This is a genomic window from Stenotrophomonas sp. YJH_SMC_91 (assembly GCF_059368495.1).
In genome coordinates this window covers 38,788-53,630 of record NZ_JCAFRT010000011.1, presented here as the reverse complement: position 1 = coordinate 53,630, position 14,843 = coordinate 38,788, and the positions used below count along the sequence as shown (strand labels likewise).

Sequence of the window (14,843 nt, the reverse complement as noted above, 5' to 3'; positions counted from 1 at the left end):
CTCAGGCGCGGCGCTTGTGCTTGGCGTCGTCCGACCGCAGCTGCTGGATGCGCTCGAAGTAGCCCGGCTCAATGCCGGTCGGGTAGTGGCCGTTGAAGCAGGACGAATCGAAGTTGCGCAGCGCCGGATTGCCCTCGCTCACTGCCGCTTCCATGTCTTCCAGGTCCTGGTAGATCAGCCAGTCGCAGCCCAGGTGGGCTTCGATCTCTTCCACGGTGCGGTTGTGCGCGACCAGTTCCTCGGCCGCCGGCATGTCGATGCCGTAGATGTTCGGGTAGCGCACCGGCGGCGCGGCGCTGGCCAGGTAGACCTTGCGCGCGCCCGCGTCACGGGCCATCTGCACGATCTGCTGGCTGGTGGTGCCACGCACGATCGAATCGTCCACCAGCAGCACCACGCGGTTGCGGAACTCCAGGTGGATCGGGTTGAGCTTGCGACGCACCGACTTCACGCGTTCGCCCTGCCCCGGCATGATGAAGGTACGGCCGATGTAGCGGTTCTTGATGAAGCCTTCGCGGTATTTCACGCCGAGCACGTTGGAGATCTCAAGCGCAGCGTCGCGCGAGGTATCCGGGATCGGGATGATGGTGTCGATGTCGTGGTCCGGGCGCAGGCGCAGGATCTTCTCGCCCAGCTTGATGCCCATGCGCATGCGCGCCTTGTGCACCGACACGTTGTCGATCATCGAATCCGGGCGTGCGAAATACACGTATTCGAAGATGCACGGGGTGTGCTCGGCCGGCTCGGCGCAGATCTCCGAGAACAGCTCGCCGCGCGCGGTGATCACCAGCGCTTCGCCCGGCTGCACATCGCGCACGCGCTGGAAGCCCAGCACGTCCAGCGCGGCCGACTCGGACGCCACGATGTACTCGTCGCCCTCGGCATGGCTGCGCTTGCCCAGCACCAGCGGACGGATGCCATGCGGGTCGCGGAAGGCGACCAGGCCCAGGCCCAGCACCACGCTGACCACTGCATAGCCACCCTTGCAGCGGCGGTGCACGCCAGCCACCGCGCGGATCGCCGCTTCCGGGCTGAGCTGGCGCTGCTGTTCCAGTTCGTAGGCGAACACGTTCAGCAGCACTTCGCTGTCCGAATCGGTGTTGACGTTGCGGCGGTCCTGTTCGAACACCTGCTGGCGCAGCGCCTCGGTATTGATCAGGTTGCCGTTGTGGGCCAGCGCGATGCCGTACGGCGAATTGACGTAGAACGGCTGCGCCTCGTCCATGCCTTCCGAACCGGCGGTCGGGTAACGCACGTGGGCGATGCCGACGCTGCCTTCCAGGGTGGACATGGTGCGGGCATCGAACACATCGCGGACCAGGCCGGTGGCCTTCTGCACGCGCAGGCGGCTGCCATTGGCGGTGGCGATGCCCGCCGCGTCCTGGCCACGGTGCTGGAGGACGGTCAAGCCGTCATACAACTGCCCGGCGACGTTCTGGTTGCCGACGATTCCGACGATGCCACACATGGTGCGAGGTCTCCGCTGGGCTGTGCCCAGTTACAAGGAAGGTGGCCGTACCTGGCCGCGGTGGTCGCCGCGCCTGCGGTCGACATTGGCCGGATCGCCCGGCTCGATACTGTCCGGCAGTGCTGGGGCGTCCGGACGCACTTCGGCCGGATCGTAGGAATCGCCCTGTTCCGCTTTCGCAGGCCGCAGCCATCCGCTGCCTGCCACTACCTGGTTGAGGATGCCATTATCGCCTGCCGCGCCCGGCTTTCCCAACCCGGCGCCTGCGTTCTTGCCCAACTCCATCAATGCAGATGGGGACAGCGCGTCGGTCGGCAAGGCCTTGGGCAGCAGATCGGCCCCGGGAACCTCCCAGTGCGGCAGCTTGCTGTTCATCCACGCAACGGTGGGGTTCAGCAGCGGGCGCACCGCCGAGCGCTGCCAGGAGGGCTCGGCAGTCAACGGGGTGAAACTGCCCAGCAGCAGCAGGATCGCGGCGATCAGGCCGCCCCGCACGGCGCCCAGCACCCCGCCCAGCAGGCGGTCCAGGCTGGTCAGCATGCTGCGGTGGACCAGAGCCTTGATGACCATGCCGATCACCGCAACCACGATCATCACGCCGATGCCGACCCCCAGGTAGCCACCGACGAAGTGTTCGCCACCGGGGGCCGCCGGGGCGGCCCACCAATGGGCGGCGTCATTGCCGAAGGCGAAGGCCGCCCACGCGGCCAGCAGCCACGACAGGGTGCCGATGACGATTCCCACGAAGCCGCGCAGCATCCCCAGCAGGGTGGAGGCGGCGATCACGATCAGCAGCACCACGTCGATCATGGCGCCCCGCTCCTTCGGCGGCGCTGGCAACGAGGCTGCGCGTGGGTCATGGGTGCGGTCGGACCATGCCGGCCACGCCGACCTTGGCGGCAACCTGCGCCTTCAGCTGCTCGGCATCGCCACGGTTGGCCACCGGCCCGACGCGGACGCGATGCAGGGTGCCCTTTTCGGTGCGCACCTGCTCGACAAAAGCACTGAAGCCGGCGGCGCGGACCTTGTCGCGCAGGGCGTTGGCATCGTTGGCCTGGCCGAACGCGCCCAGCTGCACGGCAAAGCCGACGCCGCTGGCGGCCGGTGCTGCCGGCGTGGCCGGGGCCGTTGCCGGCTTGCTGGCGGTGGCCTCCGGCTTCGGCTCGGGCTTCGGGGTTTCGGGCTTCGGCGCCGGCTTCGGCGGCTCGGGCTTGGCCGCCGGAGTGGTCGTTGCAGTCGGCGTACTCGGCGGCAGGCTTTCACTGCGCACCGGGTTGCTGCTGGCCGACGGCGCGGTGGCGGCGGATGGGGTACTGGCGCTCGGCGTAGCCGGTGCCGGGGTGGCTGCCACCGGGGCGCTGCTGTCCGCTGCGGCATCCAGGGTGATCACTTCGGCCTTCACATCGGCACGGATCTTCACCGCCTGCAGGCGGGCGGCCTCGGCCTGTGCACGGTCGGCGTACGGCCCCACGCGCACGCGCCATGCCTGGCGGCCGTTGATGGTCGCCGTTTCGGCGAAGCCCGGCAGCTGCGAGCGCTTCAGGTAGGCGATCACCGCATCGGCGTCGGCCTTGCTGCCGTAGGCACCGAAGGTGACCGCATAGTTGCCGGCGGCGACCGTCGGCGAGGTGTCCACGGTCGGCGGAGTGGCCGGCGTGGCGGCGTCCGGCAGCGGCTTGGCCTGCCCGGTCTGCAGGCCGGTGGCGCCACCGGCCGGGGCGACCAGGGGCAGCTCACGGGTTTCGAACTGGCCATCGGCCGGTGCATCCGGCGCGGCGATCGGCACATTGGCCACGCCGCTGTCCGGTGCCGGCCCCTTGACCAGCATCGGCAGGAAAATCACGGCCAGTGCCACCAGCACGATGGCACCAATCAGACGCTGTTTCAGAGGCGTATCCACGTGAGGCAGGCAACTGTCCGGAGATTGGCATCGATTATACGGGTGCCGGACCGGACGGCGTCGGCGTTGGCTGAACGCGCATCAGGCATCGCCCTGCAGCCATTGCAGGGCGGCGGCAGCGGTATGGAAGGAGCCGAACACCAGCACGCGGTCACCGCGCTCGGCCTGGGCCAGCACCTGCGCCAGTGCCTGTTCGACGCTGTCAGCCAGCAGCGCCGTGGCGGCGGCGGTGCCGGCCAGGCGTGCCTGCAGCTGGGCGGCGCTCTGCCCGCGCGGGCCTTCCAGCCCGGCCAGGGTCCACTCGCCCACTACGTCCTCCAGCGCCTGCACCACCCCCGCTGCGTCCTTGTCCTGCAGCGCGGCGTACACCGCCAGGGTGCGCCCGGCAGAGACCTCGGCCTTCAGCGCACGCGCCAGCTGGCCCGCCGCCTGCGGGTTGTGGCCGACGTCGACGCGGATCTGCACGCCATCGCGCTCGAATGCCTGCAGCCGGCCGGAAATGCGCGCCGCTGCGACACCGGCGGCCCACGCCGCACGCGGCACCGGCTTGTCCAGCGCGCGCAGCGCGGCGATGGCGGCACCCGCATTGGCCAGCTGGATCGGGCCGGCCAGCGCCGGGGTCGGCAGTTCCATGCGCAGGCCGACATCGCGCCAGCGCCAACGCTGCGCATCGATCGGCTCGTAGAAATAGTCGCTGCCACCACGGATCGCATTGGCGCCAACCAGATAGGCACGGCGCAGCACGCTCGACGGCGGATCGGTCTCGCCCAGGATCACCGGCTTCCAGCCGCGGATGATGCCGGCCTTCTCGGTCCCGATCGCCTCGCGATCCTCGCCCAGCCACTCGGCATGGTCGATGTCCACGGTAGTGATCACCGCCACGTCGGCGTCCACGATGTTGACCGCATCGAGGCGGCCGCCCAGGCCCACTTCCAGTACCGCCAGGTCCAGCCCGGCGTCGGCGAACAGCTGCAGCGCGGCCAGCGTGCCGTACTCGAAATAGGTCAGCGTGATCTCGCCACGCACGGCTTCGATCGTATTGAACGCGGCGACCAGCGCGGCATCGTCCACGTCCTGGCCGTCGATGCGCACGCGCTCGTTGTAGCGCAGCAGGTGCGGCGAGGTGTAGGCACCGACCTTCCAGCCGGCGGCGCGTGCAATGGCTTCGATGAAAGCCACGGTTGAGCCCTTGCCGTTGGTGCCACCGACCACGATGGTGCGCTTGGCCGGCGCGCCCAGGCCCATCGCCGCGGCCACGGCGCGCACGCGCTCCAGGCCCATGTCGATGCTCGCCGGGTGCTGGCGTTCAATGTAGTCCAGCCAGTCGGCCAGGGTGGTCGGGGTGTTCGTCACGGCAGCGGTTCCAGCAGAAGCAGTTGATGCGGGGGATGGATCAGAGGGCGCGGTGCTTGGCTTCGCCGAAGAACGGCGTGTGGTGGGCGCAGTCGTTCAGGCGCACCACTTCCAGGCTGTCCAGGTCGGGGCCTTCGAGCAGGTTGAGCGTGGTCGGTGCCTGGCGGAAGGTCCACAGGCGGGAAAGCGGCAGGCCCAGCACCTTGCACAGGATCACGCGGTTGACCGCATCGTGCGCTACCACCAGCAGAGTGTCGTGCTCGCCGAGGCCTTCGGTGGCACGCGCCAGGCCGCGCCAACTGCGCTCCAGCACCAGGCGCAGCGATTCGCCGCCGGGCATCAGCACCGTATCCGGCTCCTCGCGCCAGGCCTGCAGGCGCGACGGATCCTTCTCGTGGATCTCGCTGGCGAGCAACCCTTCCCATTCACCGTGGGCGATTTCCTGCAGCTCCGGCTCGGTCAGCAGCATGTCGGCGCGGGCGGCGCCAAGCGCCAGCTGCGCGGTGCGCTGCGCGCGCGACAGCGGCGAGGCGACGGCACGGGTGATGTCCACCGAGGCCAGGCGGGCACCCAGTGCCTGGGCCTGGGCTTCACCGATCGGCGAAAGCGGAATATCGATCTGGCCCTGGTAGCGGCCTTCGGCGTTCCACGGCGTTTCGCCGTGGCGGGCAAGCAGGATGCGCATGCGTGCAAGGGGTCCTGGGGGGAGGAGGTTTCCGCGTTTCGTTCACATCCTGTGAAGTACGCGGAACAGGGATGATACCTGTTCGGCGCACCGGGCCGGGCCGGGCATGAAAAAACCCCGCGACGTGGGTCGCGGGGTTTGGGAAACTCCGGCTATCTGGTCGAGGTTGCCGGCCAGCGGCCGGCACTACCTCACTTCGCCAGGTTCAGTTCCTTCAGCAGCTGCGGCGCCGGCGCCACTTCCTGCATGATCCACTGCATGTAGCGGCTGTCGACGGCGATCATGCGGGTCATCACCGGGTCGAACACCCAGTTGGAACTGACCGATTCCCAGTTGCCATCGAAGGCCAGGCCGACCAGCTTGCCGTTGGCGTCCAGCACCGGCGAACCCGAGTTGCCACCGGTGATGTCCAGGTTGGACAGGAAGTTCACCGGAACCGAACCAATGCGCTTGTCTTCCAGGCCGCCGTAACGCTTGGCCTTGACTGCATCAAGCAGCGCCTTCGGCGAATCGAACGGATCCTCACCGGTTTCCTTCGCCGCCACGCCTTCCAGGGTGGTGAACGGGGTGTACTTCACGCCGTCCTTGCCATAGCCCATGACGTTGCCGAAGGTGATGCGCAGCGACAGGTTGGCGTCCGGGTAGACGAACTCACCCTGGCTCTTCTTGTAGTCGGCCACGGCCTGCAGGTACAGCGGGCGCGCGGTCAGCGATTCGCCTTCGCGGATCTTCTTCTGCTCTTCCTGCTTCAGCAGTGCGGGCATGACGGCCACGGCGTACTGGATGGCCGGATCGTTGCTGGCCTCAAACGCGGCGCGGTCGGCCTTGAACCATTTCAGGCGTGCATCCAGGCTGCCCAGCTCGGTGCCCGACAGCTTGCCCACCAGCGATTTCACCGCAGCGGCATCGCTGCCGGCCAGCCACTTGTTCAGCACTTCGTTGTCGCGCTGTGCGGCCGGCAGGGCCACGTACTGGTCCAGCCAGTAGGCCTGCAGCTGCTGGTCCATCTTCGCCACGTAGCGACGGTCCATCTGCTTCAGGCCACCTTCGATGGTGGTCAGGTCGCGTTCCTGGTAACCGGCTTCGCGTTCGGCATCCGGCTTGCTGCGCTCGATCGACAGGCGGTACAGGGTGATCGCCGCGCCAACGGCCGAGGTGTTGTTGAACTGACCGACGAACAGGTCGCGTTCGCGGGTCGACTTGCTGGTATCCAGATGCTTGAGCAGCTGCGCGTGTGCGGCCAGGGCCGGCTTGCCGGCAGCGCCCTGCTTCTTCAGCCACGCCAGCACGGCGGCTTCTTCCGCCTGCTTCTGGCCAGCGGCGTCGATGCGCTTGAAGCCTTCCAGCTGGCCCAGGTAGTTCTTGGCCACGTTGTTCATGCTGGCGGCGGTGGCGGCGTACTTCACCTTGACGTCGGCGTCGGCCTTGCCGGCGTCGGCGATCATCTTCAGCACGGCGTTGTAGTGCTTGGCGATGGTCGGGTAGGTGAAGCTGGCGGTTTCGTTGAATTCACCGGCCAGTGCATAGCGGTTGGTGCGGCCCGGGTAGCCGGCCACCATCACGAAGTCGTCGGCACCCAGCGGCTGGTCGGCGAACTTCAGGAAGTGCTTGGGCTGGTACGGCACGTTGTCGGCGGCGAAGGCGGCCGGTTTGCCGTCCTTGCCGACGTAGGCGCGGTAGAACGAGAAATCGCCGGTGTGGCGCGGCCACATCCAGTTGTCGACGTCGCCGCCGAACTTGCCGACGCTGCCCGGGGGCGCGTAGACCAGGCGCACGTCCTTGATTTCCATGTTGCGGAACAGGCGGTAGGTGTTGCCGCCGGAGAAGCTGTACAGGCGGCAGCGGAAGCCGGCATCGGCTTCACAGGCGGCGACCTGGGCCTTGTCGAAGGCGTCCAGCGCGCGGCTGCGGGCCAGCGGGTCGTTGCCGGCGGCAGCGATGGCGGCCTTGGCCTGGGTGGTGACGTCGGTGATCTGGTCGAGCACGAACACGCGAGCGTTCGGGCCGGCGCTCAGTTCGTCCTTCAGGGTCGGCGCGTTGAAGCCGTCCTTGATCAGGTTCTTCTGCGCGGTCGAATTCAGCTGGATGGCGCCATAAGCGCAGTGGTGGTTGGTGACCACCAGGCCCTGCGGCGAGACGAAGCTGGCGGTGCAGCCGCCGAGGGCGACGACCGCGCCCATCGGGTCGCCGGTCAGGTTGGACAGCTGTTCCGGGGACAGCTTCAGGCCGGCCTTCTGCAGCGGGCCGGCGATTTCCGGCAGCTGCTGCGGCACCCACATGCCTTCAGCGGCATGGGCGACCTGGGCCAGCCCGAGGCTGGCGACGATGGAGAATGCAAGCAGGTTCGAGCGCATGGAGCGGCCCCTGGTAGTGGAACCCTCGATTGTAGCCCGCCGCCCTGCCCCGGCCCGAACCCCGGAAGTCATGGGCCTGCTTCTTGCGCTGCCATGCGCACGTCGGCCGCGCACATGGAATCGTCCAGAGGGGGCGTGGTCACCCTGGCCGGGACCGTTGGCGCCATGGGCCGGGCGCATGCGACTGGCGGGTTGGGCAGGACGCCCAACCCCGGTCTTGCCGTGTGCGCAGGACAGCGCGCACGAGCAAGGCGCCATCGAGCACCATGGATGGGCTTTTGCGTGTCCCGGCCAGGGTGACCACGCCCCCTCCCCCGGAATCAAGGAGGCGCTGCTGTTTGCGGCACGTTCGAAACGCCCGCCGGCGCACGCCTTTCGTTCCGCCACTGCACCCGCAGCGCAACATGGGAAATCCGCGCGGCACCCTATAATCCGCGCTTTCCCCCTGATGAGTTCCACCCCGATGGCGCAGCAAACGATGAAGGCCCTGGTCAAGCGCGAAGCGGCCAAGGGCATCTGGCTGGAAGAGGTTCCGGTGCCGACCCCGGGCCCGAACGAGGTCCTGATCAAGCTGGAGAAGACCGCGATCTGCGGTACCGACCTGCACATCTACCTGTGGGACGAGTGGAGCCAGCGCACCATCAAGCCGGGCCTGACCATCGGCCACGAATTCGTCGGTCGCGTCGCCGCACTCGGCTCGGCCGTGACCGGCTATGAAATCGGCCAGCGCGTCTCGGCCGAAGGCCACATCGTCTGCGGCCACTGCCGCAACTGCCGTGGCGGCCGCCCGCACCTGTGCCCGAACACCGTCGGCATCGGCGTCAACGTCAACGGCGCCTTCGCCGAATACATGGTGATGCCGGCCAGCAACCTGTGGCCGATCCCGGACCAGATCCCGTCGGAGCTGGCTGCGTTCTTCGACCCGTACGGCAATGCCGCGCACTGTGCGCTGGAGTTCAACGTGATCGGCGAGGACGTGCTGATCACCGGTGCCGGCCCGATCGGCATCATCGCCGCCGGCATCTGCAAGCACATCGGTGCGCGCAACGTGGTGGTGACCGACGTCAATGATTTCCGCCTGAAGCTGGCCGCCGACATGGGCGCCACCCGCGTGGTCAACGTGGCCAACCAGTCGCTGAAGGACGTGATGAAGGAACTGCACATGGAGGGCTTCGACGTGGGCCTGGAAATGAGCGGCAACCCGCGTGCGTTCAACGACATGCTCGACTGCATGTACCACGGCGGCAAGATCGCCATGCTCGGCATCATGCCCAAGGGCGCCGGCTGCGACTGGGACAAGATCATCTTCAAGGGCCTGACCGTGCAGGGCATCTACGGCCGCAAGATGTACGAGACCTGGTACAAGATGACCCAGCTGGTGCTGTCCGGCTTCCCGCTCGGCAAGGTGATGACCCACCAGCTGCCGATCGACGACTTCCAGAAGGGCTTCGACCTGATGGAAGAAGGCAAGGCCGGCAAGGTTGTTTTGAGCTGGAATTGACCCTTCGCCGTGCGCGATGGGTGGGTGCCGAGCCTGCTCGGCACACCTTGAAATTGAAAAAGGCGCCCGATGGGCGCCTTTTTCTTTGGTGTTGCCGGCCAGCGGCCGGCACTACCCGTAACGCCTGCGGCGTTACTTGCCGACGGCGACGCTCAGCATCACCCGGCTGTGGGCCAGCTTGCCGGAGTTGTCGCGGCCGTTGCCGTCGGTGCCGTAGTAGCCCAGGCCGACGTTGAACAGGCCGAACTGGCGCGCGACGCCGACGTTCCAGTCGGTGTAGTCCTTGGCGATGCCGTCCTCGAAGGTGCTGCGACCGACGTTGGCATTCAGGGTGAAGTCCTTCGGCAGGCCCCAGCTGCCGCCCAGGCCGAAGTACCAGCCATCGGTGCTGCTGTTCCAGACATCGTTGGTGTAGGCCACCGTCAGCTTGTAGGTGTCATCCAGCGTGGTGGTGGTGATCAGCTCGTTGTAGTTCTGGTGGCTGGACTTCAGGTAGGTGTAGCGGTTCAGCAGCACGTCGAAGTTGACGCGCTCGGTGACGTCCACGCCGTAGCCGATCAGGTAGTCGACCTCGGTCTTCGGGTCACCCGCACCAAAATCCACGCCCGAGCCCCACACGCCTGCGTACAGGCCAACCGGGCTGGTGTAGGTGAAACCGGCCTGCAGGGTCGGATCCTCGTCGGTCTGCGACACACCACGGAACAGGTAATCGGAAACAGCGGTGACGTTCCAGCTGTACGGCGATTCGTTTTCCTGGGCGCTGGCGGCGAACGGGGCGGCCAGGGTCAGGGCAGCGGCAATGGCGAGGCAGGCACGGGCGTGCTTCATGGGCGTCTCCGAGGGTGGCGGGGGCGGGAAGGGGGAGCGGGCAACCGGCGCCAGACAGGCGCGGTTCACGAATTTTTAACCCGTTTGCTATTGCGATGCAACATGTGCCACCCGTGGCGGTGCCCTGCCCGGCCCGGTCGAAGGCCGTCGTAGCCCGGTAGAATCAACGGTTTCCCCGTTCAGAGCCGTGCCCACGCCATGACCGACGCCTCCTCCGCCCTGACCCGCCACTACGCCGAGGAACTGGACGCCATCCGCGCCCAGGGCCTGTTCAAGTCCGAGCGGATCATCACCAGCCCGCAGTCGGCCGAGATCACCCTCGAGGATGGCCGCAAGGTGCTGAACTTCTGTGCCAACAACTACCTGGGCCTGGCCGACCATCCGGACCTGATCCAGGCCGCCAAGGATGCGCTGGATACCCACGGCTTCGGCATGGCCTCGGTGCGCTTCATCTGCGGCACCCAGGACCTGCACAAGCAGCTGGAGAAGCAGATTGCCGACTTCTTCGGCAAGCAGGACACCATTCTGTACGCGGCCTGTTTCGACGCCAACGGCGGCCTGTTCGAACCGCTGCTCGGTGAGAACGACGCGATCATTTCCGATGCACTGAACCACGCCTCGATCATCGACGGCGTGCGCCTGTGCAAGGCCAAGCGCTTCCGCTACGCCAACTGCGACATGGCCGACCTGGAAGCCCAGCTGCAGGCCGCCGATGCCGCCGGCTGCAAGACCAAGCTGATCACCACCGACGGCGTGTTCTCGATGGACGGCTTCATTGCCCCGCTGGACGAGATCACCGCGCTGGCGAAGAAGTACAACGCGCTGGTGCACATCGACGAATGCCACGCCACCGGCTTCCTCGGTGCCACCGGCCGCGGCTCGGCCGAAGTGAAGGGCGTGCTGGAGAAGATCGACATCATCACCGGCACCCTGGGCAAGGCCATGGGCGGCGCACTGGGCGGCTTCACCTGCGCCAGCGCCGAGGTGATCGAGCTGCTGCGCCAGCGTTCGCGGCCGTACCTGTTCTCCAACTCGCTGCCGCCGCATGTGGTGGCCGCCGGCATCAAGGCGTTCGAGATGCTGGCCGCCGCTGACGACCTGCGCGACACCCTGGTGGAGAACACCCGCTACTTCCGCGAAAAGATGGTCGCCGCCGGTTTCGACGTGAAGCCGGGCGTGCACCCGATCAGCCCGGTGATGCTGTACGACGCACCGCTGGCGCAGAAGTTCGCCGAGCGCCTGCTCGAAGAAGGCATTTACGCGATCGGCTTCTTCTTCCCGGTGGTGCCCAAGGGCCAGGCGCGCATCCGCACCCAGATCAGCGCTGCGCACAGCCGCGAGCACCTGGACCGCGCGATCGATGCGTTCACCCGCATTGGCGTCGAGCTGGGCGTGATCAAGGGTTGATCCCAGCGGTCAAAGCGTGCCGACCAAGGTCGGCACCTACCAGAGCTTGAGGGCGTGCCGACCGAGGTCGGCACCTTCCCGGCATCACTTCTTTTTCTTCTTGCCCTTCGGCTCGTCCTTGCTGGCCACCACCACCGGCTTGGCGGCAGCGTCCTGGCCGTTGCCCTTGGCAACGCGGATGCCGTTGGCCTTCATCCAGGCATCGAACTCATCGGCGGTCATCTTCTTGTCGCCGTTGCTCATCAGGAAGCGGTAGCTGCCGCGGCCATCCAGCTCCGGGGTCTTCACTTCCACCACCGGGGTTTCGGCCGGCGTTTCTGCCTTGGCCACCTTCTTGTGGCCACCACAGGCGGTCAGCAGCACCATCGGCAGCAGCAGGCCTGCGCAGCGCAGGGTTTGGTTGAGGGTCGGGTGGTACATGGGCAGGCTCCGTTCGGGAAGTTCAGCAACCAGGCGCCCCCTACGCCTGGAACGGTGGCCGGCAACCGCCGGCTGCGGGCGATGATCAGCCCGGTGCAGCGGCCCCCAACCGCTGCTGGTCATTGACCTCCAGCATCCGCCACTGGCCCTTGCCGAGATCGGCGAGCTGCAGCCCGCCGATCGCAACCCGGACCAGGCGCAGCACCTGCAGGTCGAAGGCCGCCAGCAGGCGGCGGATGTGGCGGTTGCGGCCCTCGTCGAGGACCACCTCCAGCCACGCGGTCTTGTCGCCGCTGCGCAGCACGCGCACGGCCTGGGCCACGAGGAACTCGCCCTCGTCATCCACGCCAGCCTGCAGGGCCGCCAGCGTGGCGTCATCTGGCAGGCGGTCGACCTGCACGTGGTACGTCTTCTGCGGACCCGTTTCCGGATCGGTCAGGCGCGCCGCCCACTGCGGATCGTTGCTGAACAGCAACAGCCCTTCACTGGCCTTGTCCAGGCGCCCGACCGGCGCTATCCACGGCAGCCCTGCACCATCGAAACAGCGGTAGACGGTGTCGCGGCCACGCTCGTCCTGCGCGGTGGTCACCACCCCGCGTGGCTTGTTGAGCATCAGGTACAGGCGCTGCGGCGCGCCCATCGGCTGGCCATCGACCTCGATCGGCGGCGCCGGCTGGCCAATCGGGAACTCGGGATCCCGCACGATGCGGCCGGAGACGCGTACGCGGCCCTCGGCAATCCAGCGCGCGGCCTCGCTGCGCGAGCAGACGCCGGCCTTGGACAGCACGCGCGCCAGGCCATGACGGACACCGGCGGCGGTGGCAGCGGGAGTCGCACGCCCACGCGATGCGTGGGAGCGGGCGGCGGGGGTGGCAGGTGGGCGGCGCGTGCGCAAGCCTCTGCTCCCCGCGGTGCTTACTTCTTGTCGACCGGCTTGGTCTCAGCCGGTGCTTCGGCCGGGGCCGGAGTGGCGGCCGGAGCCGGACGCGCCTTGACCACACGCACGCCACGCGCCTTCATCCAGGCGTCGAACTCTTCGGCGGTCATGCGCTTGCCGTTCTGGCTCATGTCGAAGCGCCAGGGCGTGTTGTCGAATTCGGTCTGCGGCTTGTAGGCCGCCGGATCGTTCGGCTTCACCGCCGGTGCGCTCGGAATGGCCTTGGCGATGTTCTGGCAGCCATCGATGCGCAGGCGCTGCAGCACCTGGTCCAGCGACTGCGACGGATCGTAGTTGCTGCTCAGCACGCCGGCCGGCATGCCCAGCTGGTTGCCACGGATGTAGAGCTCGTCGGCCACCGGCGCGATGGTCGTGGCCGGCAACGGCAGCGGCGAGGCGCTGGTGTTGACCGAGCAATCGACCGCAGCGTGGGCGGCGGGAACCAGGGCCAGCGCCAGGACGGCGGCCGATGCAGAGCGCAGCATGAAGGGCATCCAGGAAAGGAAGTGACGCGGCGAGTTTAGCAATGCCGCGACAGCTTTCAAGCGCCACTTTCAATGAATACGGCAACCCATTGGTTTTACGGACAAAAACCCGACGAACGGTTACCCCCGGACCGGCAGGCACCGGATTCCGGGCCGCAGAAACAACAAGACCCGGCCGAAGCCGGGTCCTGCTGTGTCCTACTGGCAGAGCGTCAGAACTTAGTTCTGGACGTTCAGCTCGGTACGACGGTTCTTGGCGCGACCTTCCGGGTTGTCCGAACCATCCGGGTTGGTGTTCGGAGCAATCGGACGGCTCTCGCCGTAGCCGATCGGGCCGACCAGGCGACCGGCGTCAACGCCGTTCTTGGTCAGGTAGTTGTACACGGCGGTAGCACGACGCTCCGACAGCTTCTGGTTGTAAGCGTCGGTACCCTTCGAGTCGGTGTGACCGGCGACTTCAACGCGCAGATCCGGGTAACGCTTCAGGATCTCGGTGGCTTCGCTCAGGATCGCCACGGCGTCCGGACGCAGGTTCGACTTGTCGAAGTCGAAGTTGACGCCCTTCAGGTCGATGGAGACCGGCACCGGGCAACCGTCCGGACCGATGGTCTGACCCGGCTGCGAGTTCGGGCACTTGTCGTCGCAGTTGTTGACGCCGTCACCGTCGTCATCCAGGTCGGCGCAGCTCGGGGCAACCGGAGCCGGAGCCGGAGCAGCCGCGACCGGAGCCGGGCCCAGCGGGATCACGACGCCGACCGAAGCCAGCACGTCGCCGAACCAGCTTTCATCGTTGCCGGCACGCTTCGGGTTCACGCTCTGGTCGTCGAAATCAGCGCGGTAGGCGACTTCGGCACGGACAGCGACGCGCTTCTCGAAGGTGGTCTGCAGACCGACGCCGACCTTGGCGGCAAAGTTGCCGTCCTTGCGGTCAGCCAGGCCACCGCTGATCGGGTTGTACTCTTCTTCCGACTTCTGGTAGCCCAGGCCGGCCAGCAGGTACGGGTTCCAGCCGCGGCCTTCCTTGATGAAGTGGCGACGCAGGTCCAGCGAGACGCCGTACTGCGACCAGTTCATGTCCTTGTTGGCGTCGAAGTTCGGGTTCTGGTAGTTCAGCTCACCGTCCAGCGACCAGTTCGGGCTGATGAACTTGCCCAGGCCCAGGGTGACGAACGGAGCGTCATTGGTCAGGCGGTCGCTGTCCTGGAAGTTGAAGCCGGCCGAACCGGTCAGGTACCAGCGGTCATCGAACTCCTGCGCGGACGCAGCCTGGGCGAAAGCCAGACCACCCAGCAGCGCGGCAGTAAGGATCTTCTTGTTCATTGAGTACAGCTCCTATTTCGGGGGTATGAAACCGGTAGAGGCATGGGCCAGCACTAGTGCGTCGATGTTCGACAGCCGATTCAGCACGCCACCGCCGCGAACATTATGCTCAGGCGGGTGAAGGTCATGTTAACAGTCCCGTAACATGTGAAGTATCGCGCCCGACCCTCCACCGGTCCGACGTT

13 protein-coding genes are annotated in these 14,843 nt (G+C 67.1%); 2 read left to right on the top strand and 11 right to left on the bottom strand.

Features of this window, described 5'->3' with window-relative positions; all coding sequences use genetic code 11:
* Position 1 precedes the first annotated feature (1 nt).
* From purF to AC5P5X_RS13960, 6 genes are all read right to left on the bottom strand, one after another.
* Positions 2–1,468 carry an amidophosphoribosyltransferase gene (gene purF, locus AC5P5X_RS13985; RefSeq protein WP_005408246.1) on the bottom strand — a complete coding sequence of 489 codons (1,467 nt, stop codon included), beginning with the start codon at positions 1,466–1,468 and terminating at the stop codon, positions 2–4.
* Between the two features lie 30 nt (positions 1,469–1,498).
* Positions 1,499–2,278, bottom strand: a complete 780-nt coding sequence (locus tag AC5P5X_RS13980; protein WP_012479253.1) for a CvpA family protein — start codon at positions 2,276–2,278, stop codon at positions 1,499–1,501.
* Between the two features lie 46 nt (positions 2,279–2,324).
* The gene (locus tag AC5P5X_RS13975; RefSeq protein ID WP_111174099.1) at positions 2,325–3,368 is read right to left on the bottom strand and encodes an SPOR domain-containing protein; all 1,044 of its coding nucleotides are present in this window, start codon (positions 3,366–3,368) and stop codon (positions 2,325–2,327) included.
* Positions 3,369–3,449: 81 nt separating this feature from the next.
* Positions 3,450–4,721, bottom strand: coding sequence for a bifunctional tetrahydrofolate synthase/dihydrofolate synthase (gene folC, locus AC5P5X_RS13970; RefSeq protein WP_059033280.1), 1,272 nt, complete (start codon positions 4,719–4,721; stop codon positions 3,450–3,452).
* Between the two features lie 40 nt (positions 4,722–4,761).
* On the bottom strand, positions 4,762–5,406 hold the full coding sequence (locus AC5P5X_RS13965) for a histidine phosphatase family protein (RefSeq protein ID WP_012479251.1): 645 nt from the start codon (positions 5,404–5,406) through the stop codon (positions 4,762–4,764).
* A gap of 191 nt (positions 5,407–5,597) precedes the next feature.
* Positions 5,598–7,760, bottom strand: a complete 2,163-nt coding sequence (locus tag AC5P5X_RS13960) for a S46 family peptidase (protein ID WP_005412359.1) — start codon at positions 7,758–7,760, stop codon at positions 5,598–5,600.
* A 478-nt stretch (positions 7,761–8,238) separates the two neighbouring features.
* Here AC5P5X_RS13960 and tdh point away from each other — a divergent pair, with 478 nt between their 5' ends.
* Complete coding sequence (gene tdh / locus AC5P5X_RS13955; protein ID WP_010483949.1) at positions 8,239–9,261, top strand: L-threonine 3-dehydrogenase; 1,023 nt, start codon at positions 8,239–8,241, stop codon at positions 9,259–9,261.
* Positions 9,262–9,393: 132 nt separating this feature from the next.
* Here tdh and AC5P5X_RS13950 read toward each other — a convergent pair whose 3' ends face one another.
* Positions 9,394–10,089 (bottom strand): TorF family putative porin, encoded by a 696-nt coding sequence (locus tag AC5P5X_RS13950; protein ID WP_005412357.1) that lies wholly within the window; start codon positions 10,087–10,089, stop codon positions 9,394–9,396.
* Between the two features lie 198 nt (positions 10,090–10,287).
* Between AC5P5X_RS13950 and kbl the strand changes: the two genes are divergently transcribed.
* Positions 10,288–11,496 (top strand): glycine C-acetyltransferase, encoded by a 1,209-nt coding sequence (gene kbl / locus AC5P5X_RS13945; protein WP_005408238.1) that lies wholly within the window; start codon positions 10,288–10,290, stop codon positions 11,494–11,496.
* An 84-nt stretch (positions 11,497–11,580) separates the two neighbouring features.
* Here the strand turns inward: kbl and AC5P5X_RS13940 are convergent, their stop codons facing one another.
* From AC5P5X_RS13940 to AC5P5X_RS13925, 4 genes are all read right to left on the bottom strand, one after another.
* On the bottom strand, positions 11,581–11,916 hold the full coding sequence (locus AC5P5X_RS13940; protein ID WP_005412356.1) for a hypothetical protein: 336 nt from the start codon (positions 11,914–11,916) through the stop codon (positions 11,581–11,583).
* A gap of 85 nt (positions 11,917–12,001) precedes the next feature.
* Complete coding sequence (locus AC5P5X_RS13935) at positions 12,002–12,811, bottom strand: pseudouridine synthase (RefSeq protein WP_043033745.1); 810 nt, start codon at positions 12,809–12,811, stop codon at positions 12,002–12,004.
* Positions 12,812–12,831: 20 nt separating this feature from the next.
* Positions 12,832–13,338, bottom strand: a complete 507-nt coding sequence (locus AC5P5X_RS13930; RefSeq protein WP_005408235.1) for a hypothetical protein — start codon at positions 13,336–13,338, stop codon at positions 12,832–12,834.
* Positions 13,339–13,557: 219 nt separating this feature from the next.
* Positions 13,558–14,658 carry an OmpA family protein gene (locus AC5P5X_RS13925; RefSeq protein ID WP_005408234.1) on the bottom strand — a complete coding sequence of 367 codons (1,101 nt, stop codon included), beginning with the start codon at positions 14,656–14,658 and terminating at the stop codon, positions 13,558–13,560.
* Positions 14,659–14,843 lie beyond the last annotated feature (185 nt).